The sequence below is a fragment of the Thermotoga sp. 38H-to genome, from assembly GCF_011057665.1.
In the GTDB taxonomy this organism is placed as follows: domain Bacteria; phylum Thermotogota; class Thermotogae; order Thermotogales; family Thermotogaceae; genus Thermotoga.
In genome coordinates this window covers 564,162-583,991 of sequence record NZ_LNFZ01000001.1, presented here as the reverse complement: position 1 = coordinate 583,991, position 19,830 = coordinate 564,162, and the positions used below count along the sequence as shown (strand labels likewise).

The following is a 19,830-nucleotide window of genomic DNA, read 5'->3' as shown; positions in this document are numbered from 1 at the left end:
TTTCACCTCAGAGTTTTCTAATGACCTCGAAGATGATCTGTGCGATCTTTCTCCCCGTCTTCTCAGCAACTTCCAGGACTTCCTCTGCGGTGAGTGGCTTTAGGTCTTCAGGGACGGCCCTGTCGGTGATGGCGGAGATTCCCAAGACTCTTATCTGACCGTGCCTCGCCACTATGACTTCCGGAACGGTTGACATTCCAACGGCATCGGCTCCGAATTTTCTGAGCATCCTGAGCTCAGCGGGCGTTTCGAAACATGGTCCCGTAACAGCCACATAGACACCTTGATAGACGGGAATACCGAGTTCTCTAGCACTGTTGTAAGCGAGTTCTATAAGTTCCTTATCGTAAGGCTCTGACATGTCCGGAAACCTGGGACCCCACTCGTCCACGTTGGGACCTATGAGAGGGTTGTCACCCATGAAGTTGATGTGGTCGGTTATGATCATGGGTCTTCCCACTTCGAAATCCGGATTCAACCCGCCAGCGGCGTTGGTGACAACCAGAATTTCCACACCGAGAAGTTGCATCACCCTGATGGGGAATGTGACTTCCTTCATTGAATATCCCTCGTAGTAGTGAAATCTTCCGTTCATCAGCATGACGTTCTTTCCGAAGAGTTTCCCGAAGATCAACTCACCCTTGTGGCCCGGGGCTGTGGAAATGGGAAATCCCGGTATCTCGCTGTAAGGTATCTTCTTTGATGTTCCTTCCTTTTCCACCTCGTCTGCTATGACAGAAAGACCAGAACCCAGTATTATCGCTATTTCGGGTGTTTCATCGATCTGGCCTTTCAGATATTCAACTGCTTTTTCCACTCTCTCCTTGTAGGTCTTTATATCCACATCGAACACCTCCCCGGTCTTTTTCAAGAAAATTCTATCATGAGTGCACCACATCTACTTCATGGAACGTAACTGTTCTGGGGTCGAAGATGAGGGTGATCGTTCCAACGGGACCGTTTCTCTGTTTACCTATTATGATCTCGGCTTCATGGGGTTCGTGAAGTTTACTTTCTTCTTTGGACTTTTTGCTCCTGTAATATTCCTCCCTGTAAATGAAGATGACTGTGTCTGCGTCTTGCTCTATTGCACCGGACTCTCTGAGATCGCTCAACCTTGGTCTTTTATCTTCTCTCTGTTCCACAGCCCTTGAGAGCTGTGAGAGTGCTATCACCACTATGTCGAGTTCTCTTGCGAGGAGCTTCAGAGATCTCGAGATCTCGGATATTTCCTGCTGTCTGCTTTCTTTTCTTCCTTTCAGGTGCATGAGCTGAAGGTAGTCGACAAAAATAGCCTTTATATCGTATTCCTTTTTCATTCTTCTCGCTTTCGCCCTCAACGATCGTGGATCAAGGAGTGATTCGTCGTCCACCACTATGGGTGCTTTGTAGAGTCTGGAAGCCGCTATCGTGAGCCTTTCCCATTTCTCTTGATCCAAGTATCCTGTTCTGATGCTGTAAAGATCCACACCGGACTCCATACTGAGAAGCCTCTGAGCGAGTTGTTCCTTGGACATCTCGAGACTGAATATCCCAACAGGAATTTCGAAATCGACAGCCATGTTCCTCGCTATTGAAAGTGCGAAGGAGGTTTTTCCCATGGATGGCCGTGCGGCTATGATCACCAGATCGGAACTGTGGAATCCCGTTGTCTGTTTGTCCAGACTCTTGAATCCCGTTGGAAGTCCTGTCACGAGAACACCGGGTTCTATGAGATTGGCTCTTTCTCTGAAATTCTCTAGGTTTTCAAAAACCCGGTGCATGATACCTCTCAGATGATCGTAGGATTTCGTCGTTTTCATTTCAGAGATCTCGAAGATCATCTTCTCTGCGTTATCGAGGAGAATCTCCACGTCTTCTTCCATGTAAGCACTTTCTGAGATTTTTCTTGAGACCTCTATGAGTCTCCTCAGAATGGATTTTTCTTTTACAACTTCGGCATAATACAGGGCGTGTGCAGAACTGGGTACAGCCTCAGCGAGCTGGGCCACTTCCAGATCTCCTCCGACTTCTTCGAGTTTTCCCATACTCTGGAGTTTGTCACAGACAGAAACCACATCCACCGGTTTTCCTTCGTCGTAAAGCTCTTCCATTGCTCTGAAAATGTACTGGTGTTTTTTCAGGTAGAAATCTTCGTGGCTCAGGATTTCGAGAACGTCGTTTATAACGGATGGATCTATCAATATGCTTCCGAGCACGGCAATTTCGGCCTCCAAGTTGTGTGGAGGAACGCGCATGTTCTCACCTCTCAAAAAACGTTGAGCCCTATCCCTTCTTCCGTGTCGAAACCAATACCGCTGTTCGGGAAATCTCTTATGAAGAAAAGAATGGAGAAACTTTCGAGAGTGAAATTCCTGCCGAATGAAGCTGAGACCTTCGTTCCAAGACAGTGCAGTGCCTTTTCGATGGACAGAGAAAATTTTTCCACATTCCAGTCTTTCAAGGAAAAAGATATTTCCAGCACCGGATCACCATTCTTTGTCTGATAAGAAAATTCCAGGTTGTCGCTGGAATAACTCATTTTCAAAGAGTGAGTGGACTCTCCTTTTTTAAACGTCCCACGTATCCAGAATTTATCCAGTTCAAAGGGATCAACGTTCAGCTTTGTATACGCCGTTATTTGCGGATTTTCCATGAAAAGGAAACTCTTTCCGTATATCCTCATCTGATCCTCAATGTACTTGATGTGTGGTTCTCTGTAGTAGTAGGTGAAATAGAATCTGTTCAAAAAAGCTCCCATTCTCTGCTGGAAGTTCCAGCTGGTGTAACTTCTGCTGATCTCATCCAAAACGAATCGGGTTGTGGAGTTCACGGTGTGAGTGATCTCTCCTGTTTTGAACGAGTAAGAGGCTTTGAGATACGGATCCGAGAACTCCTTGTCAAGGAAATCGTAGGTTGTCTCCAGAGAAGATTCGAAGTTTCCGTAAGAGAGTGCGGCTTTCAAATCGATCTCGTTTTTTGCCTCATTTTGGTAAAACTTTCTGAGGTTTTTCCCAGAAACCGTGAAAAGCTTGTAGTAACTCTCAAAAGAGAAAGGCCCCACGGGTACTCTGAGTGTGGTTGTGAACAGATTTCCGACACGGTAGCCGTCTTCGTTCGATCTGTACACGCCAGCGTATATTTTATCATCCAGTATGAGGAACTTTCCGAGGGAAAGATTCCGAAAGTCCCATATGGAGTCTGTCTTGAGGTAACTCGTTCGTTCGTCGAGGTTTTGGTTTTCAAACAAGTACTTTCCAGTGGTACTGACGCTCACGGACTGAAAAAGCAAGAAGGGAACGGAACGAAAAGAAAGACTCACCGACCCGGAGTTTCTCTTTTCCTGATCATCCATACGCGTTTCGTGGTTGAAACTGTCCACAGAAAAAGTTCCTACATCCGTTTTGACGGTCACTTTTTTCACAGTTACTCGTGGGAATATGTAACTGTCTTTGCCATCCGATTCTTTTTTGAGAATCACGTCAAGGCTTCCGTTCAGAATCTTCTCTTTTCTTTCGAACTGGTATACTCTCTCTTCGTTTTTCTGTGAGAAAAGGAAGGTGTTCTTGCTGTCGAAGAACTTTACCAGAACGCTGTGGGATGTCGATTCTTTGTAGTCCAGATTCAAAGACCAGTTTCCCACCTTGTGATTCCAGTTGAGTTCCTTCGATAATTCTCCATTCAGTACACTTTTGGTTGAAAAATACAGGAGTCCAGAGGGGTAAGACACGTTGTAGGAGGTTTTCAGGTAAGGATTATTCCCCACGCCCACTTCAACGGAGAACGGTTGCGGTTTGTCGGATAGAGAAGTGAAAAAGATGGGTTGATAAAACAGCGGTATCTCCAGAAGATAGAAGACCACATCCTTTGCCAAGAGGTAGTCGTTCTCTTTTATTTCTATGTATCTGGCTTTGAGTTTGTAATGGGGTGGGGTTTCCGAGCAAGTAGAGATAGAACCCATTTCCATAGTCGTTTTTGATCCCTCAGAAGTGAGCTCTTCGCTGGACAGATAAATTTTCTTCTTTTCTTTTTCTATTTCGAGAACAGTGCTTCCCCGTATGTGAGTAAGGACACTTTTTTCGTTTTCTAGATAGAAGATCAAACGTTCACTCATCAGAATCGTATCGGCTTTTCTGTATATCACTCCGCCTGAAGCTTCGAGTTTTTTCGCTTTTCCTTCTTCGGTGAGCTGAACTGTGGCTTCGCTCGCCTGGACAGTCATATCTTTGTAGGCTATTTCAACATTTCCATGAAAGATCATTTCCTCTGGAAACCTTTCCATTCGATCGGACACTATGACAACCTGTGATGAAAAAAGAGAAGAAACGACGAGGATAAAGACGACGAAAAACAGTCTCGAGAGAAATTCTGTGATTCTGTAAGCGAGAAAGGTATCGAGAAGGATAAACAGGAGAGTTCCAACTATCGTGAACACGATGTTTGGTATCCACGGTGCGAGTACAGGATCAAGAAGATTTTCCTTTCCCATGGCACTGAGCCACGCTCCGCTTCCCTGATAAAGAACAACGAGTACGAAGGTGAAGATCACACCCCAGGATTTGCTTCTCAGCTGAAAGAGAAGAGAGAGCGGCACTCCAACGAGCACTATCACTATTGGTGTCAGAGCGTTCGCGTATCTGCTGTGAAGCTCTACGATCCAGGGAGAAGGTTTCACTCCCACTTTTTTGAAGAATTCTATCTTTTCCTTGAGTTCCCTTCCCGTCATCTCTTTCGGTGTTTTTCCCACACGAAGGAGTTTTTCTACGTCCTCCGTGATGTCCAGTTTCATCTCAGAAAAATGCACGTCGAGTTTCAAGAAACCATCTTTATCGACGGTGTAGTACCTTCCATCGAAAAGGTACCAGTCGTTGTTTTTTTTCTGAACCCTTTTTGCAGTGACTATTGTTTCTTCACGCCCGTATCTGAAGATAACCACGTTCCACATTGTGCTCGTTCTCTCGTCGTATTTTTCCACGTAGAAGTACTGGTCGTCTCCTATCTTTGAGATGACGTTTTCAATGACAAAAACCTCGGGTTTTTTCAGAACGTACTTTGACATCGCTTCTTCTGCTTTTGATTGATACTCAGGAACGATTTGATCGCTGAGGAAGAAGACCGCGATGGAGAGAAAAGCCCCAAGAATCAGAAAGGGAACGATCAGATTTTTCTGGGAGATTCCGTGAACCTGGATGGCCATGAGTTCTCTTTCCTCGGAAAGGCGGGAAAACGTCCAGAAAATGGCGAGGAGCACACCAACGGGAACACCCATGGCGACAAAGTAAGGGAGGTAGTAGTACAGCATGAGAAAGAGTTTTGCTATTCCCACCCTGTGCCTCACTATCAGATCGGAGAGCTGGTAGAGAATCTCGAGACTGACGAAGACGATGAAACCACCAAGACCGATCAGGAACGGGATGACAGAAAGTTTCAAGAGATATTTAATCAGAACTTTCAAAGAGCACCCCTCCGGATTTTTTGAAGAGAAGGAGCTCGTCGTGGTAGCACTTGTAAGCCTCCCCCTGAACCATGTAAACGGAGACTTCCACGATGTTGGTGGCGTAATCGGCTATGACCTCTATGTTACCGGCTATCTCAAGAAGGAGGAGAGCCCTTTTCACATATTTGGGTGATTCCATCATGTAGAGCAGGAGCTCCTCACGGACCTTTTCATACAGGTCATCGACCTTCGAATCCATCCTGCAAACTTCGAAAGACCTTTCCACGTTCACATCAGCGAACATTCTGAGAGCGAATTTCAACATTTCTGACGTTTGATTCGCCATGGCTGGAATGTCTTCGAGAGGCTTCAAAGGCGGTTCTTCCATGAGTTCAAGGACATTTTTTGCAATGTCATGACATTTATCGGCTATGTTTTCGATGAGTTCTGCCACCCTTATACCAGCTGTTACTGTTAGAAGGGGTTTTCCTATAGGAGAAAAGAGGCCGAGCATCTCCATGGCCTTTTCCTGGATTTCCACTTCCATCTGATCGACAACCTCTTCATCTGCGATCACTTCCCTGGCGAGCGATTCGTTTCTTTCAACGAGTGAAGATATGGAGTTTCTGAACATCTTCTCTATGAACCATCCTGCCTTGAGAACACCTTTCTTGAATTCTTCTACCTTTTCGTTCAAAAGTCTGTTCACTCGATACGCCTCCCATAGCCGAGTTTGTCTCTTATAACCGTTACGTAATCGTATTCAGGAGGCCTCAGGATCCTGACGTATCTTCCGGATTTCCTTACTTCGATTCGCTTTGTTTTTCCCGTCAGGACACCATCTACCAGCATGTTTATACCTCTCTGGGCTTCAACCACCACTTTGAAATTCGAGGGTATCACAACGCTTCTGGTGAGAAAGAATTGGGGTGCGATGGGAGAGATCTCCAGCACCTCGCACTCTGGGAATATTATGGGCCCTCCTATGGAAAGAGAGTACGCCGTGGAACCTGTCGGCGTGGAAATCACCACGCCGTCTGCGAAGAACCACATGGAAGAGTGATGCTCCACCTCAACCTCTATTTCGACCATCTTTCCACTCAAATCGCGCTCAAGGGTGACGTCGTTCAGTGCGAGATGGTTTCCGAGTTCGCTTTCGATCTGGATGAACCATCTTGTTTCTTCTCGAAAGTTCCAGCTTCTGAGATCCTCGAGAAATCGATCTATCTCATCGAGGGTGTAGGATGTGAGAAATCCCAGTCTGCCCGCCTTGAACCCCACCATCGGTGTTCCATCGGCCGCTTTTTTTGCCGCCTTGAGTACGGTTCCGTCTCCTCCAACCACCACTATCAAATCTGCTGCAATTCTTCCAGGAACGTTCGCTTCACCGAACTCGACTACTTCGTGCTCTTTTGAGATCTTCTCTTTCAGGAATTTGCTCTCTTTTTCTCGCTCTTCTCTATAGAGGATGGCTATTTTCATGAAAGTCTCACCGCCAGATCGAAGAGGGTTTGTACGAGAAAACCGTCCAGGAACATGAGAATGAAGATGGCGATCATAGGGGATATATCCACAGAACCTATTGGAGGCACAACACGTCGAATGGGATTCAAAACAATCGAAGATAGAGCATCAAAGAACCTTCTTGCAGGATGGTAATAATAAGGCACAATCCAGCTGAGAATCGAAGAAACAACGATGGACACGATTTCCACGTATATGAACGTTCTCAGGACCACCGCGATCGATCTGAGCAGATTGGCTATCACGAACATTCACTTCCCTCCCTCGAATATGACACTTCCAATTCTCACCATGGTTGCTCCTTCTTCTATCGCTACTTCGAAGTCGTTGCTCATTCCCATGGATAGTTCCTTGAGTTTTACGTTCCCGCTGAATTTGTCAGCGAGCTCGTCTCTCAGCTCTCTGAGGGTTCTGAAGCCCCACCGCACTTCTTCAGGATCTTCAGTGTAGGGAGCCATGGTCATGAAACCGAGAACTTCAATGTGTGGGAATTTCTGACAGAGTTTCAGGAACCCCTCGATTTCTTCAACCAGAAGTCCGGCCTTCGTTTCTTCTTTGAAGACATTCACCTCAAGCAGAATCTTCTGAATTTTCCCAAGTTTTTCTGCCCTTTTTTCTATTTCTTTCAACTCTTCTTCTCTCCAGACAGAGTGGATCAGTTCACATCTTGGAACGATGTATTTCACCTTGTTCGTCTGTATTCTTCCAATGAAATGCCAGATGATGGGTTTGCCCTTGAAGTATTCACTCTTTCTAACGAGATCCTGTGCTCTGTTTTCTCCGAACTCTCTGACACCAAAAGACACGAGTTTTTCCATTTCTTGAACACTGGCGTATTTCGAAGCAACTACGAGTCTCACTTCGGAGGGATCCCTGTTTGCTCGAAGAGCGGCGTTCTTCATCCTGTTGAAAACTCTTTCGAGGTTCTCTTTCAATCCCATGGGAGACCACCTCAGAAAAGACGGTTTTCTGGGACTTCGTACTTCAAGTGTTTGTAAGCCTTTTCAGTGACGACCCTTCCCCTTGGAGTTCTGGCAAGGAATCCTGCCTGGAGGAGGTAGGGCTCATAAACTTCGCTCAAGGTGTCCGCTTCCACACCGAGTGAAGCGGCGAGAGCGTTCAATCCGACAGGTCCCCCTTTGTAAATCTCAATGATCGTCTTCAGGATCTTCCTGTCGAACTCGTCCAGTCCTTCGTCGTCTATGTTCAGAACTTCCATGGTCTTCAAGACGATATCGGTGTCGATTCTGTCTGCCTTTACCACCGTGAGCATGTCCCTCACTCTCTTTGTGAGTCTTATAGCAATTCTTGGTGTGCCTCTCGATCTTTTCGCTATCATCTCTGCCGCTGTGTCTTCTATCTCAACATCCATCAGGTTTGCCGCCCTTTTTATAATCTCTTTCAGTTCCTTCACAGTGTAGAAGTCCAGTTCGAGGATGATACCGAACCTGCTTCTGAGGGGAGAACTCAACAAACCACTCCGAGTCGTGGCACCAACGAGCGTAAAGGGCTGAACGTCTATTCTGATGGATTTCGCGCTCGGGCCCTTTCCGATCATGATGTCTATCTGGAAGTCCTCGATAGCGGAATAGAGGAGTTCTTCCACGGCCTTGTTCAATCGGTGTATTTCGTCTATGAAGAGAACATCTCCCCGTTCCAGACTTGTGAGGATAGCGGCCATGTCTCCCTGCTTCACAAGAACCGGTCCGCTTGTAACATGGATGTTCGTCTGGAGTTCACTGGCGATTATGTGTGCGAGGGTCGTTTTTCCAAGTCCCGGTGGTCCTGCGAGGAGGACGTGGTCGAGTATCTCTCCCCTCATCTTTGCGGCTTCGAGAGCGAGGGAAAGCTTCTTTTTCACGTTTTCCTGACCGATGAATTCATCGAGGCTTTTGGGTCTTAGAAACTGCACACCGGAGTCGTAAACGGTTCTTTCAGGTGTGAGAAATTCACTCACCTTTCCACCTCTTCTGTTTTCTTCTTTCCTGAGAAAATTATACCATCCAAACAAAAAAGGGGGCTTTCGCCCCCTTTTCTTCTCTGAGGAAGTTCATTTATTACTTCCCATCACAAAACCAATTATTACACCGACGATTCCGATGGCAACACCCGCAAGGGCCATGGTCTGAACGTCGGAAATCTTCTTGCTGAGGGTGGCACTCACGCTGTTCACATCTTCCATCCATGGTTTCGAAGAAACGACCTCATCGACTTTCTGGGAGAGCTCTGCGTTACTCTGATTGAGATTCTTGACTTCTTCTTCGACTTTGGTGACTCTTGCTGTGACTGCTCCCAAGTTTCTTTCTAGTGAATTCACCTTGTCAACTGCTGACTCTACCTGAGAAACTCTCTTTTCCAGACTCTCAACACGGCTGTTCACAGTTGTGATCTGACCCTCGAGAACGCTCACACGTGCATCGAGAGCTCTTGCCGTCTTCTGCTGGGTTTCAAGGTCACTCTGGAGTTTGGAGACGAGCACTTTGAGGTTTCCTATCTCTCCAGACAGAGCGGTGTTGTTTTTCTCGATGCTGGTAGAGAGTTCGGAGAGTTTCTGGTCGAGTGTGGCTGTGTAAGATTTGAGAGTTTTTTCCACGTAATCTTTAAGAGAAGCTTCGGAGTTCTTCATGAGCGCTTCAAGGTTCGTCGCTTTCGTCTCAACAGCGGACAGTCTTCCTTCAAGATCGTTCAGTTTTGAGACGGTCTGTGCGATCTTGCCGTCGACGTAATCTTTGTCCACGAAGTCTCCCGAAAGTTTGGATTCGAGAGCGGCGATTTTCGAAAACACCTCGTTCACTTTGGCATCTATATTCTGGATTTTATCTGACTGACCTTGAACCTGGCTCATGACTTCGACTCTGAGGTTTTTGAGGTCAACAAGAGTGGATTTCAGGTTCGCCACGTCGTTCTTGAGGGTTTCGAGATCGGACGTCACTCCCCCGAAATTATCGGAGAGGTTCTGAACCTTCATCAAAGCGGTACTGACGAGATCCTCGAGAGTAGAAACTTTGTTTATCAGCCCAGAAACGTCAGTGGAGGGTTGTTTGAGTATGTTGTAGAGCCTGTAGAACGCCACCGCTGCCTGGTACCTCGTGAGGTAGGAGTTACCCTGGAACGTACCGTCGGGCATTCCGGTGATAACGCCGAGTTTCGACATCTCTGTTACTGCCTCGTAGGCCCAGTGGTTCACGGGAACGTCCTTGAACTGCTGCGAGATTCCGACGAGAGCTCCAAGCATCAGAACAAACACCAGAAGCTTCCTCATGAAGACACACCTCCTTTGGATTTATCTGTGAACGAATGTTCTTCGGTGGGAAACAGACCTTCTTTTACCTCTCTTCTGAAATCTTGCAGAGCTTTCAATATGACTTCGTACAGATTCGCGTATTTCTTGGAAAAGCGAGGCACAAAGTCCGGATTCAGGCCGAGAAGGTCATGCCAGACGAGTACCTGGCCATCGCAGAAACGACCTGAACCGATACCAATGGTTGGAATGGAGACACTTTCTGTGATCTCCTTAGCGACTTCCTCGACGATGAGCTCCAGAACGATGGCAAAAGCCCCCCTCTTTTCAAGTTCTTTGGCGCTTCTCAAGAGGTATTCTCTGTTTTTTTCCGTTTTTCCTTGGACTCTGTAACCACCGAAACGGTTCACGAATTGAGGCGTGAGACCTATGTGACCCATCACTGGTATTCCACTTTCGACCAGTTTTTGAACGAGCTCACCGAATTCCTCTCCACCCTCTATTTTCACGGCATTCGCACCGACCTTCAAGAACTTCCCAGCGTTCTCCACGGCTTTTTCCACGGAAGTCTGGTAGGAAAGGAAAGGCATGTCTGCTACTATGAAAGCGTCTGGGGCTCCCCTTTTCACGGCTGCCACGTGTATCAGCATTTCTTCCATAGTTACGGGAATCGTGTTTTCGTACCCGAGAACGTTGTTTCCAAGGGAGTCTCCAACGAGAATGACATCTATGCCGGCATCTCTCGCGATTCTGGCGCTGGGAGCATCGTACGCGGTGACCATCACGATCTTTTCCTTACCTTTCATCTTCTTGAGCTTCTCGACGTTCACTTTCTGCCACCTCCCTGAGCAGCTTCACAATCTCATCGTAGAGCACGGTGTTTCCGAAGATCCTTTCGTACTCCCTGCGCTCTTCCTCTACCACCTGCCAGTCTCCTCTTTTCACAGGGCCTGTCAGAGAACATTCCACTCTCATCTTCTTTATGTTGTCCGCCACACCTTTCATCAGGGTGTGAATGAGGAGTTCCGGTTCATCCAGACCAAGAAGAGTGTATATCCTCTTTGAAAGATAGGCAAGTGCCACCGGGAAATTCGAAGCGATGACAGCGGCGAGATGGTAAGCTTTCTTTTTTTCCGAAGGGATCACGAAGTACCTTCCGGAGATCTCTTCTGCGATTTTTTTCACAACCGCGAGACCTCTTTCGTCTCCTTCCAATCCAAAGACGATCTGGTCTTTCATTTCAAGGGCTTTTTCGAGGCTGGAAAAAGAAAAGTTCGGGTGGATCGATGCTCTTCCACTCTTTTTGAAAATCTCCGACGAGAGAAATCCAGAACAATGTACCAAAACAGCGTCTCCGAGATTCAAGTGGTTCGCCACCGTTTCTATGTATCTGTCCGGGACGATAACGAAGACCACACCGTTCAACTCAGGGTGCTTTTCTATCGTGGCAGCTTTTCCCCCGTAAACTTCAGCAAGGTTTCGAGCCTTATCTATACTGCGGGACAGGATGTATCCTATTTCACACCGATCTTTCAAACACTCAAGAAAAAACCTCGTGAGGGTTCCGGTGCCCACAAAGTTCAGAACCATTTCAATATCTCCCTCAATTTTTCAACGATTCTCGAAGTGGAGTTTGCTGTTATCACAGCCCTCTTCTGGCTCGATCCGCCTTCTATGTTCAACTGTTCTTTCAATTTCTCGAAGATCTTTCTGCAATCTATCCAGTTCGAAACGATCTCTACCCGGTCAGGATGCTCTAAAAGAACGATTGTGTCTTTGCGATCTGCGAGGAACTTGGGTAAGTACTTCATTTCCTCTGGAGTTCCAGAGAAGTGATACAGATAGTACTTTCCGATCTTTTCTGGTTCTGCTACTTTTGAGAGAATCTCGGCGTACTTTTCCGACAGTTTGTCGAGCTTTGCACTCTTCTCTTTGACTTCTTCGAGAAGGTTCTCTGCTCTCTTCAGGAGTTCCTTTGTGGATGTGGTCAGCACTCTGGAGAGTGACTTCAAGAGTTTATCTTTTTCTCTGTAATCTTTCAGGGCTCGATCGCCTGCAACGAAATAGATCCTTGTTAGCACCTTCTTCACCTTCTCCGTGTCCACGATCTTTATCAGACCGATTTCTCCAGTGTTTTCTACATGAAACCCTCCGCAGGCGGTGACATCGAAATCTCCTATCTTCACCACTCTGACTTTTCCTTCCACATTGGGCAGTTTTCTGAGGTTCATTTTCTCTGCTTCTTCTTTTTCTATCTCGAGAATTTCAACTCTCTCACAGCTTCTCACCACTTCGTTGGCCAGATCCTCAGCTTCTTCCAGAACATCTTCGAGAACGAACGGAGCGTTCAGATCTATGGTGGAGACCCTCTCTCCCATGAGGAAACTCACCGTTTCAAGATCGGCCACTTTCAGAAAAGCGGCTGAGAGGATGTGCTGAGCGGTGTGCTGACAGGCGATGTCTTTTCTCCTGGCAAGGTCTATTTCGTACTCGTACTCACCCGGTTCGAGATGAGCATCCAGATAATGAAGGATGTATCCATTCTTTTCCTTCACCTTCAGAACATTTGCAGGACCGATCTTTCCTCTATCACCAAGCTGTCCACCCTTTCCGTCTGTATAGAAAGGGCTTGTTCTCGAAACGGCGATGATTTTCTCACCATCTTTTATAACCTCGTCTATTCTTATTCTACCCGCAGTCATCTTCTTCCAACCTGCACCCTTTCTTTCAATCGCTTGATCTTGAAGAACTCTTCTCTTTCTTGTTCTTCGAGGGTATCCTGAATGTATTTTATCGTTTCTTTGAGCTGGGGGATCACCACGTTCTCCAGAGCATTGACCCTTTTCTTCACTTTTTTTGCCTCGTAAGCCAGTCTATAGACCTTGTTCTCAATCACCGCAACTTTTGCTACCAGCTCGAGCGCTTTCCTGAAGGCGAGATAGGCCTGATCGAGAGCTGCGTTTGTGCTGTAAATCTCGTAAGGTATTTCCGTATCGAAACCTTCTATTTCCATCTCAGGTACCTCAACTCCCATGACACTTCTGAAAACGATCTTCAGAGCGCTGAACTCAGAAATCCCGCTGGCGTATTCTTCCACACTCTCTATTCCCAGGTCCAGATTAGCTCTCTGAAGGGAACGGTAAGCTTTTTCGAAGACCTTGAGCAATTCCTCCTGAAGTTTCCTTGCTTCTTCTATGAGGCTCACAAGTTCCCTCATGATGACCGTTCGTTTTCTTTCCAGAAGATCGTATCCCTGAAGTGCTAAGGAAAGACGTTCTTTCAGAGCGATCAGGTTGCCGCGGGTTGGAGCCACACTCACGTTTTTTCACCTTCTCTGTAGTACTTCTCTATGTGTTCCTCTTTGATCCTCGTGAGTTCATTTTTCGGAAGGATCGATAAGGTTTTCCACGCCAGATCCAGGGATTGTTCTATCGTCCTTTCTTCGTCAAAACCCTGATTCACGAAAGAGTGTTCAAACTCCTCACCGAATTTGAGATACAGTCTGTCGATATCCGGCAGGTCCTCTTCACCCACGATAGAAGCGATGGATTTTACCTCCATCACCCTGGAATAGGCAGAGAAGAGCTGTGAAGCGACATCCGGATGATCTTCTCTTGTGTAACCTTTCCCTATTCCGTCCTTCATGAGCCTCGAGAGGGACGATAGAACGTCGAGTGGAGGATATATTCCCCTGCTGAAAAGGTTTCTGGACATGACGATCTGTCCCTCTGTTATGTATCCGGTGAGGTCAGGTATTGGATGCGTTATGTCGTCGTTCGGCATAGTGAGTATCGGTATCTGAGTGATCGAACCGTTCTTCCCTCTTATGATACCAGCCCTCTCGTAGATGGAAGCCAGATCTGAGTACAGATACCCGGGGTAACCTTTTCTCCCGGGTACTTCTCCTCTGTAGTTTGAAAGTTCTCTCAGAGCTTCGCAGTAGTTGGTCATATCGTTGAGAATGACCAGAACATGCATACCGAGATCGAAGGCAAGATACTCGGCTATCGTGAGAGCTACCCGTGGAGTAGCTATTCTCTCTGCCACGGAATCGTTCGCCAGATTCAGAACCACGACCATGTTTTTTATAGCTCCGCTTTCCTCAAGACTCTTCACCACAAAACTAGCATCGTCCTTTCTCAGTCCTATTGCACCAAAGACCACCGCGAATTCCTCGCCTGTTGTCACCTTCGCCTGACGCGCTATCTGGACCGCGAGCCTGTTGTAAGGAAGACCGTTTCCGGCGAATATGGGAAGTTTCTGCCCTCTTATCAAAGTCATCAGGACATCTATACTGGATATACCCGTCTGAATGAAATTTCTGGGATATTCCCTCGCAGCAGGATTTATCGCGGAACCATTTATATCCATAGTTTTTTCAGGAATGATCTCACCGAGGTCGTCTCTTGGGTTTCCGAGGCCGTCGAGTGTCCTTCCAAGCAGATCACGAGAGAGTTTGACTTCCAGAGGTCTGCCGAGGAATCTAACCTTCGTTTTTCCAACGTCTATCCCGTCAGTTCCTTCGAACACCTGAATCACGACCGCTTTTTCTTTCGCTATGATGACTCTTCCCATTCTTCTTTCTCCATTTTCCAGAACTATTTCGACAACCTCATCGTATCGGACACCGCTCACGTTTTCCATGACCATAATTGGGCCTTTTATCTCAGAGAGGCCGGTTTGTTCTTTCACAGCCATCGTATCACCTCGTTCCTGTTGCATAGAGTTTTTCAAGCTGTTCAAAATGATCTTTGATGATTTTTTCGGTTTTTACGATTTCTTCTTCGAAATTCCTGCTTTCTTTCAGCGTAGAGAGCTTTGAAACGATTTCCGGTGGAAGAATTTTCCCAACAGGAATCGATTTTTCGATGAACTTTCGTGCACTGCGGTATGTATCGACAATGAGCTTCAAAATTCTGAACTGCTTCTCAGGAGGGCAGAAAGCGTCCACCTCACTAAAAGCATTTTGCTGTAGAACACCGACCTTTATGATTCTGGCCACCAACACCGTTAATTTCTGATCGTCTGGAAGGACGTCTTCCCCCATTATCTTTATAATCTGCTGAAGCCTATCGTCTTCTACAAGAATGTCAATTGCTTCCTGACGGTATTCTGGCCACTTCTCGTTCACATTTTCCTTGAACCAGTCTTCCAACACTTCAGCGTACTCACTGTAACTCGTGATCCAGTTTATGGAAGGATAATGTCTCGAGTACGCCAGGTTTCTATCCAGAGCCCAGAAGCATCTGACGAATCTCTTCGTGTGCTGTGTGACCGGTTCTGAGAAGTCTCCACCTGGAGGTGAAACAGCACCTATGATGGTCACAGATCCGGTGGTTCCGTTGAGGTTCTCACAAAGACCGGCCCTTTCATAGAATTGAGCGATTCTGGAAGCAAGATAAGCGGGATATCCTTCCTCCACAGGCATCTCTTCCAGTCTCCCGGAGAGTTCACGCAGTGCCTCAGCCCATCTGGAAGTGGAATCTGCCATGAGAGCCACGTGGTAACCCATGTCTCTGAAGTACTCTGCAATGGTGATACCCGTGTATATGGAGGCTTCTCTCGCGGAAACAGGCATGTTCGAAGTGTTGGCTATCAAGACGGTTCTATCCATCAGAGGTTTTCCGGTACGTGGATCCTGAAGGTGAGGGAATTCTTCCAAAACCTCTGTCATCTCGTTACCTCGCTCTCCACAACCTATGTACACGACCACGTCTGCGTCTGCCCATTTCGCCAGCTGATGTTGTGTGATGGTTTTGCCTGTTCCAAAACCTCCAGGTATGGCAGCGGTCCCTCCTTTGCTGATCGGAAAGAAGATGTCGATGACTCTCTGTCCCGTAATCAAAGGAATCGAAAGCTCCAGAAACCTCTTCACTGGCCTCGGGACACGAACGGGCCATTCCTGGTAAAGCTTTATTTCCTCTTCTCCGTTTTCTGTTTTCACCACAGCTATAGTGTCGGTTACTTTGTAATCACCACTTTGTTTCACATTCAATAAGGTCCCTTCTTTTATGTGAGGAGGAATCATTATTTTATGCTTCACACTACCCGTTTCCTGGACCTCGGCTATCACTTCTCCTCCTCTTACTCTATCTCCTTCTTTTTTCAGCACATTGACAGACCAGAATTTTTCAGTGTCCAACCCAAAGGCTTGAATTCCCCTTCCTATGAAAGGCCCCGAGCTTTCAAGAAGTACCTTCAGCGGTCGCTGTATTCCATCGTATATGTTTCCAAGGAGCCCCGGTCCCAGAGCAACCGAGAGCATCTTTCCTGTTCTCTCAACGAGTTCGCCGGGTTCCAGCATGGAGGTTTCTTCATAGACCTGAACGATCGCTGTTTTTTCGTCCAGCGCAATCACTTCTCCGGTCAATCTCATCTTTCCAACGTAAATCACTTCATGCATGAACAGCCCTTCCGTGTTTTCAACGCGTACAACAGGACCGTTTATTTCCAGAACACGCATCATATTTCACCTGCCTTCTTCGTTATGAAGGTGAATATTTCGCTTTTTCGTTCTTCGAGGAAAGTATCCACGGTGCTTCGAACGATTGTTCTGTCCTTCTTTAAAAGGATTCCTCCAGTTACTTCTGAGCTCGTTTCCACTCTCTTGTCCCCTGCTATTTCAGAAACGATTTCGGCGTCTTCAGGATTGCAGACTATCACAAAATCTTCGCTCTCTATCAATCTCAAAGCGTCGTTGTAGAGTTTTCTGTAAAGTATCTTTTTCTCTTCGATGGGCAAATTGAGAAGCCGTTCTCTCAACGATGAGAATACTCTGGATATCAATTTCTTATTGTAGAGGAGTTTCTCTTTTCGCAATTCCGACGTGATCTGGGAAGTTTTTCTATCTATCATCTGTTTTCTCTCCAGCTCCGCTTTTCTCATCAATGTCTCTTCGTACTCTTTGAGTTCCTTTTCGATGTGCTTCTTCTCTTCTTCAATGAGTCGATCGTACTTCTCTTTCAACTCTTCGCGAATTTCTCTCAAGCGTTGTTCAAAAACGGAGTAGAGATTTTCAAGTTTTGTCTCTATCTCATTCATTGAGCTTCACCCCCACCACGTCTTCCACGTATCTTGTAATGAAATTCCTGTCGCCTCGCCAGCCGTGTCTGTCAGGTATGACGAATACCAGGGGAAGTTTCCCGGAAATTTTGTGTGATTTGATCTCTTCTGGTATTTCTTTCGCGGCGAGTTCTGTGACGAGGAGGATTCCAATGGTTTTGTCTTCTATTGCTTTTTTGAAGGCCTCCAGTGTTTCTTCCCTTCCGTGGACAACTGTACCCGCAACACCTGCCAACCGAAGACCAATGGCGGTGTCTATGTTGTCACTGATGAGGAAAAACCTCATCTCATAACCTCCCGAGTATCATGATACTCACGATAAGACCGTATATAACTATTCCTTCGGCAAGACCAACGTAAATGAGAGTTCTTCCAAGCAGTTCTGGTTTTTCACTTATGGCTCCAACTGAAGCCGCTCCTGTCATTCCCACTGCTATGCCTGCTCCAACCGCTGCCAGTCCTGTGGATAGGGCAACTGCCATCAATCCAAGGCCATTTGAAGATTGCGATGATGGAGCCTGTGTGGTGGGGACGTTCTGTGCGAACGCGCTCGAAGAAAGGCTAACAACGGCGAGGAAAACTATCAATGAAAACGCAACCACGTTGCCGAGAAGAATACCAAAAGCTGTTTTTTTCTTGGTAGTTTTCCTAGAAAGGAAAAAACCACCAATCAACGTTGCCACCACAAGAATCATCGCTGCTACCAGAAAAACCATGCTTACACCTCCAATCAGAGTTTGTATCTTTCTGGATTGAATTCCCTTCCACTGTCTTTGAAGAATCTTGTGAAAAATTCGTAAAATTCAAGCCTCAAAGTCTGAATGAATACGACGAGTCCCTCCAGACCGATTATTATGATGTTTCCAAGAAAGAGTATCACGAACGTCACAACAGGATTCTTTGCCATTTTTGCCATGGTGTAAAATGCAAGGAAAAGTCCGGCGTGGTTCAAGGCAAAAGCTCCAAGCCTCACAAAGGAGAGGGTGTTGCTGAAGTAGCTTATTAGAATCTCGAAAACTTCGAAGAAAGCCTGTACAATTCTTTCTGATAAAGGGGCTTCTGTGAATATGAAACTGTACACATACATAACACCCACGAGGACACCCATGGATATGAGTCCAAACCTTGGGAAAGACCCATTCATGAAAAAGATCAAAACCGATACGACGGCGATCCAGTAGAAAAGCAGTCCGAGTATCCCGTTGTGGTTGAAAAGTAGTTCTCGTTTTTCTCGATTTTTTAGATTGTTGACAATGTTCAAAATCATTGCGAACGTGATGGTGGCTATTCCAATATATATGGAAAAAGCGAGGAAGTAGTTTATGTTTTCCATGGGCCTTTTCCAGATAGAAGGAATGATCTCGTAGCCGAATACGCTCCCGTAAAGCATCCCGAATATAGAAGAAGATACTCCTGCCGATCCAATTACATAGAGAAGATCGTTTTTTAATCTCCAGTACAATCCAAAGCCGAACAGCGCCAGAACCAGACCGTGCCCAACATCACCGAACATCATTCCAAAGAACGCCAGAAACATTATGGCAACAAAAGGGGTGGGATCTATTTCGTCACTGGAAGGTATGCCGAACATTCGTGTTATGGACTCGAAATGTTTGAAAAATCCTCTGTTTTTCAAGAGTGTTGGGGGTTTCGTATTCGGTTGGCACGACAGGAGAACCATCCGGGGATTGGATTCCAGGAATCGTTTCATTTCTTCCAGGTTCTGATGGGTTGTCCAGCCCGAGATCACGAGGAAATTCTCCGTTGATTTCGTTTTTTGGAGGAGATCGTGGATATTTTTCAAGATGTAGATGTACTCAAAATAATTTTTCACAAGCCGTCTGTTCTTGTAGAACTCCCTTCTTATGGTTGAATTCAGTATCTCTATTTCTGAATCCAGCACCTTCAGTTCATCTTCGAGCTGTAAGGAGATTTCAGAAGGAGTACCGGAGTAGCTCTCGGAGAGAGAGTACTCCACGAAACCGGCTGTCGTTAACGTGCTCTCCAAGTCCAATTCCTTTCGATGGATAACGAAAAGCCATGTTTTTTCCTCCTCGACTGCTACTTCCAGTATCAACACATCTTCATCTTTGACGCTCTCTTTCAATCTTTCCACGTAATCGTTACCTATGTTTCCAAAGTGGTATCGGAAGAATTCAGATTCTCTTAAATCTTTCAGATTCACATCTATCATCCGAAGTCTTTCAACTATCTCGAGATCTTTCGTTTTCTTTTCTCTTTCCTGCTTCAAATCGTTCATTTTTCTGTGTAGAGTTTCAACAACGGGAAGTACTTTTTCTATGAACGCATTCACATCTTTCAGTGAGATATTCATTTTCGAAATGTCCACATTCTGGGGTTCCGGTGATGGTGTTTCACCAATCATCTCGTAGAGGTTCATGAACTTGCTGTAAATATCATCGTAAAAGGTATGGTCTGGGGTTCTAAGAAGATTCAGGGTCTCCTCTTCGAGGATAGACTCCAGCGGAATCATTTCCACACTCTCCGTATCGAGGATTCTTTTCAGCAATCTTTCGGATTCATCAACAGGTGCTATGATGCTGAACGCACTGAGTTTCTCTTGCAT

The 19,830-nt window shown here is 46.3% G+C and carries 19 protein-coding genes; all 19 read right to left on the bottom strand.

Going from position 1 to position 19,830, the window contains the following annotated elements; genetic code table 11:
* Positions 1 to 7: 7 nt before the first annotated feature.
* The 19 genes from AS158_RS03170 to AS158_RS03080 all read right to left on the bottom strand — a co-directional run bounded on the left by AS158_RS03170 (position 8) and on the right by AS158_RS03080 (position 19,830).
* Complete coding sequence (locus AS158_RS03170; protein ID WP_038052339.1) at positions 8 to 844, bottom strand: purine-nucleoside phosphorylase; 837 nt, start codon at positions 842 to 844, stop codon at positions 8 to 10.
* A 37-nt stretch (positions 845 to 881) separates the two neighbouring features.
* Positions 882 to 2,237, bottom strand: a complete 1,356-nt coding sequence (dnaB, locus tag AS158_RS03165) for a replicative DNA helicase (protein WP_038052341.1) — start codon at positions 2,235 to 2,237, stop codon at positions 882 to 884.
* 11 nt (positions 2,238 to 2,248) lie between these two features.
* Positions 2,249 to 5,434, bottom strand: a complete 3,186-nt coding sequence (locus AS158_RS03160; RefSeq protein ID WP_165304478.1) for an LptF/LptG family permease — start codon at positions 5,432 to 5,434, stop codon at positions 2,249 to 2,251.
* Entirely contained in the window at positions 5,418 to 6,125 is a 708-nt protein-coding gene (gene phoU, locus AS158_RS03155; protein WP_038052343.1) for a phosphate signaling complex protein PhoU, read from the bottom strand. Before phoU ends, AS158_RS03160 begins: the two co-directional genes overlap by 17 nt.
* Positions 6,122 to 6,898, bottom strand: a complete 777-nt coding sequence (locus tag AS158_RS03150) for an NAD(+) kinase (protein ID WP_038052345.1) — start codon at positions 6,896 to 6,898, stop codon at positions 6,122 to 6,124. Before AS158_RS03150 ends, phoU begins: the two co-directional genes overlap by 4 nt.
* Positions 6,895 to 7,191 (bottom strand): YggT family protein, encoded by a 297-nt coding sequence (locus tag AS158_RS03145; protein ID WP_038052347.1) that lies wholly within the window; start codon positions 7,189 to 7,191, stop codon positions 6,895 to 6,897. The genes AS158_RS03150 and AS158_RS03145 overlap by 4 nt, the downstream gene beginning before the upstream one ends.
* Positions 7,192 to 7,881 (bottom strand): YggS family pyridoxal phosphate-dependent enzyme, encoded by a 690-nt coding sequence (locus AS158_RS03140; RefSeq protein WP_038052349.1) that lies wholly within the window; start codon positions 7,879 to 7,881, stop codon positions 7,192 to 7,194.
* 11 nt (positions 7,882 to 7,892) lie between these two features.
* Positions 7,893 to 8,897, bottom strand: coding sequence for a Holliday junction branch migration DNA helicase RuvB (ruvB, locus tag AS158_RS03135; RefSeq protein WP_038052537.1), 1,005 nt, complete (start codon positions 8,895 to 8,897; stop codon positions 7,893 to 7,895).
* A gap of 93 nt (positions 8,898 to 8,990) precedes the next feature.
* A complete protein-coding gene (locus AS158_RS03130; protein ID WP_038052351.1) occupies positions 8,991 to 10,202 on the bottom strand; it encodes an S-layer homology domain-containing protein in 1,212 nt (403 codons plus the stop codon).
* Positions 10,199 to 11,011, bottom strand: coding sequence for a 3-methyl-2-oxobutanoate hydroxymethyltransferase (gene panB / locus AS158_RS03125; RefSeq protein ID WP_165304477.1), 813 nt, complete (start codon positions 11,009 to 11,011; stop codon positions 10,199 to 10,201). The genes AS158_RS03130 and panB overlap by 4 nt, the downstream gene beginning before the upstream one ends.
* Entirely contained in the window at positions 10,977 to 11,771 is a 795-nt protein-coding gene (locus AS158_RS03120) for a Rossmann-like and DUF2520 domain-containing protein (protein WP_012310934.1), read from the bottom strand. Before AS158_RS03120 ends, panB begins: the two co-directional genes overlap by 35 nt.
* Positions 11,762 to 12,883 (bottom strand): alanyl-tRNA editing protein, encoded by a 1,122-nt coding sequence (locus AS158_RS03115; protein WP_012310935.1) that lies wholly within the window; start codon positions 12,881 to 12,883, stop codon positions 11,762 to 11,764. Before AS158_RS03115 ends, AS158_RS03120 begins: the two co-directional genes overlap by 10 nt.
* A complete protein-coding gene (locus tag AS158_RS03110) occupies positions 12,880 to 13,500 on the bottom strand; it encodes a V-type ATP synthase subunit D (protein ID WP_012310936.1) in 621 nt (206 codons plus the stop codon). Before AS158_RS03110 ends, AS158_RS03115 begins: the two co-directional genes overlap by 4 nt.
* Positions 13,497 to 14,879: a V-type ATP synthase subunit B gene (locus tag AS158_RS03105; RefSeq protein ID WP_012310937.1), complete on the bottom strand. Its 1,383-nt coding sequence runs from the start codon at positions 14,877 to 14,879 to the stop codon at positions 13,497 to 13,499. Before AS158_RS03105 ends, AS158_RS03110 begins: the two co-directional genes overlap by 4 nt.
* Before the next feature lie 4 nt (positions 14,880 to 14,883).
* Entirely contained in the window at positions 14,884 to 16,647 is a 1,764-nt protein-coding gene (locus tag AS158_RS03100; RefSeq protein WP_038033090.1) for a V-type ATP synthase subunit A, read from the bottom strand.
* Entirely contained in the window at positions 16,644 to 17,222 is a 579-nt protein-coding gene (locus AS158_RS03095; protein ID WP_038033089.1) for a V-type ATP synthase subunit E family protein, read from the bottom strand. Before AS158_RS03095 ends, AS158_RS03100 begins: the two co-directional genes overlap by 4 nt.
* Positions 17,215 to 17,529 carry a V-type ATP synthase subunit F gene (locus tag AS158_RS03090; RefSeq protein WP_012310940.1) on the bottom strand — a complete coding sequence of 105 codons (315 nt, stop codon included), beginning with the start codon at positions 17,527 to 17,529 and terminating at the stop codon, positions 17,215 to 17,217. The genes AS158_RS03095 and AS158_RS03090 overlap by 8 nt, the downstream gene beginning before the upstream one ends.
* Before the next feature lies 1 nt (position 17,530).
* Complete coding sequence (locus tag AS158_RS03085) at positions 17,531 to 17,959, bottom strand: ATP synthase subunit C (protein ID WP_012310941.1); 429 nt, start codon at positions 17,957 to 17,959, stop codon at positions 17,531 to 17,533.
* 14 nt (positions 17,960 to 17,973) lie between these two features.
* Positions 17,974 to 19,830, bottom strand: a complete 1,857-nt coding sequence (locus AS158_RS03080; RefSeq protein WP_012310942.1) for a V-type ATPase 116kDa subunit family protein — start codon at positions 19,828 to 19,830, stop codon at positions 17,974 to 17,976.

Coding starts and splice junctions, on each gene's coding strand:
- AS158_RS03120 (WP_012310934.1), bottom strand. CDS start 11,771: ATGGTTCTGAACTTTGTGGGCACCGGAACCCTCACGAGGTTTTTTCTT.
- AS158_RS03090 (WP_012310940.1), bottom strand. CDS start 17,529: ATGAGGTTTTTCCTCATCAGTGACAACATAGACACCGCCATTGGTCTT.
- AS158_RS03130 (WP_038052351.1), bottom strand. CDS start 10,202: ATGAGGAAGCTTCTGGTGTTTGTTCTGATGCTTGGAGCTCTCGTCGGA.
- dnaB (WP_038052341.1), bottom strand. CDS start 2,237: ATGCGCGTTCCTCCACACAACTTGGAGGCCGAAATTGCCGTGCTCGGA.
- AS158_RS03085 (WP_012310941.1), bottom strand. CDS start 17,959: ATGGTTTTTCTGGTAGCAGCGATGATTCTTGTGGTGGCAACGTTGATT.
- AS158_RS03100 (WP_038033090.1), bottom strand. CDS start 16,647: ATGATGCGTGTTCTGGAAATAAACGGTCCTGTTGTACGCGTTGAAAAC.
- AS158_RS03095 (WP_038033089.1), bottom strand. CDS start 17,222: ATGAATGAGATAGAGACAAAACTTGAAAATCTCTACTCCGTTTTTGAA.
- AS158_RS03145 (WP_038052347.1), bottom strand. CDS start 7,191: ATGTTCGTGATAGCCAATCTGCTCAGATCGATCGCGGTGGTCCTGAGA.
- AS158_RS03115 (WP_012310935.1), bottom strand. CDS start 12,883: ATGACTGCGGGTAGAATAAGAATAGACGAGGTTATAAAAGATGGTGAG.
- AS158_RS03105 (WP_012310937.1), bottom strand. CDS start 14,879: ATGGCTGTGAAAGAACAAACCGGCCTCTCTGAGATAAAAGGCCCAATT.
- AS158_RS03080 (WP_012310942.1), bottom strand. CDS start 19,830: ATGCAAGAGAAACTCAGTGCGTTCAGCATCATAGCACCTGTTGATGAA.
- AS158_RS03140 (WP_038052349.1), bottom strand. CDS start 7,881: ATGGGATTGAAAGAGAACCTCGAAAGAGTTTTCAACAGGATGAAGAAC.
- AS158_RS03150 (WP_038052345.1), bottom strand. CDS start 6,898: ATGAAAATAGCCATCCTCTATAGAGAAGAGCGAGAAAAAGAGAGCAAA.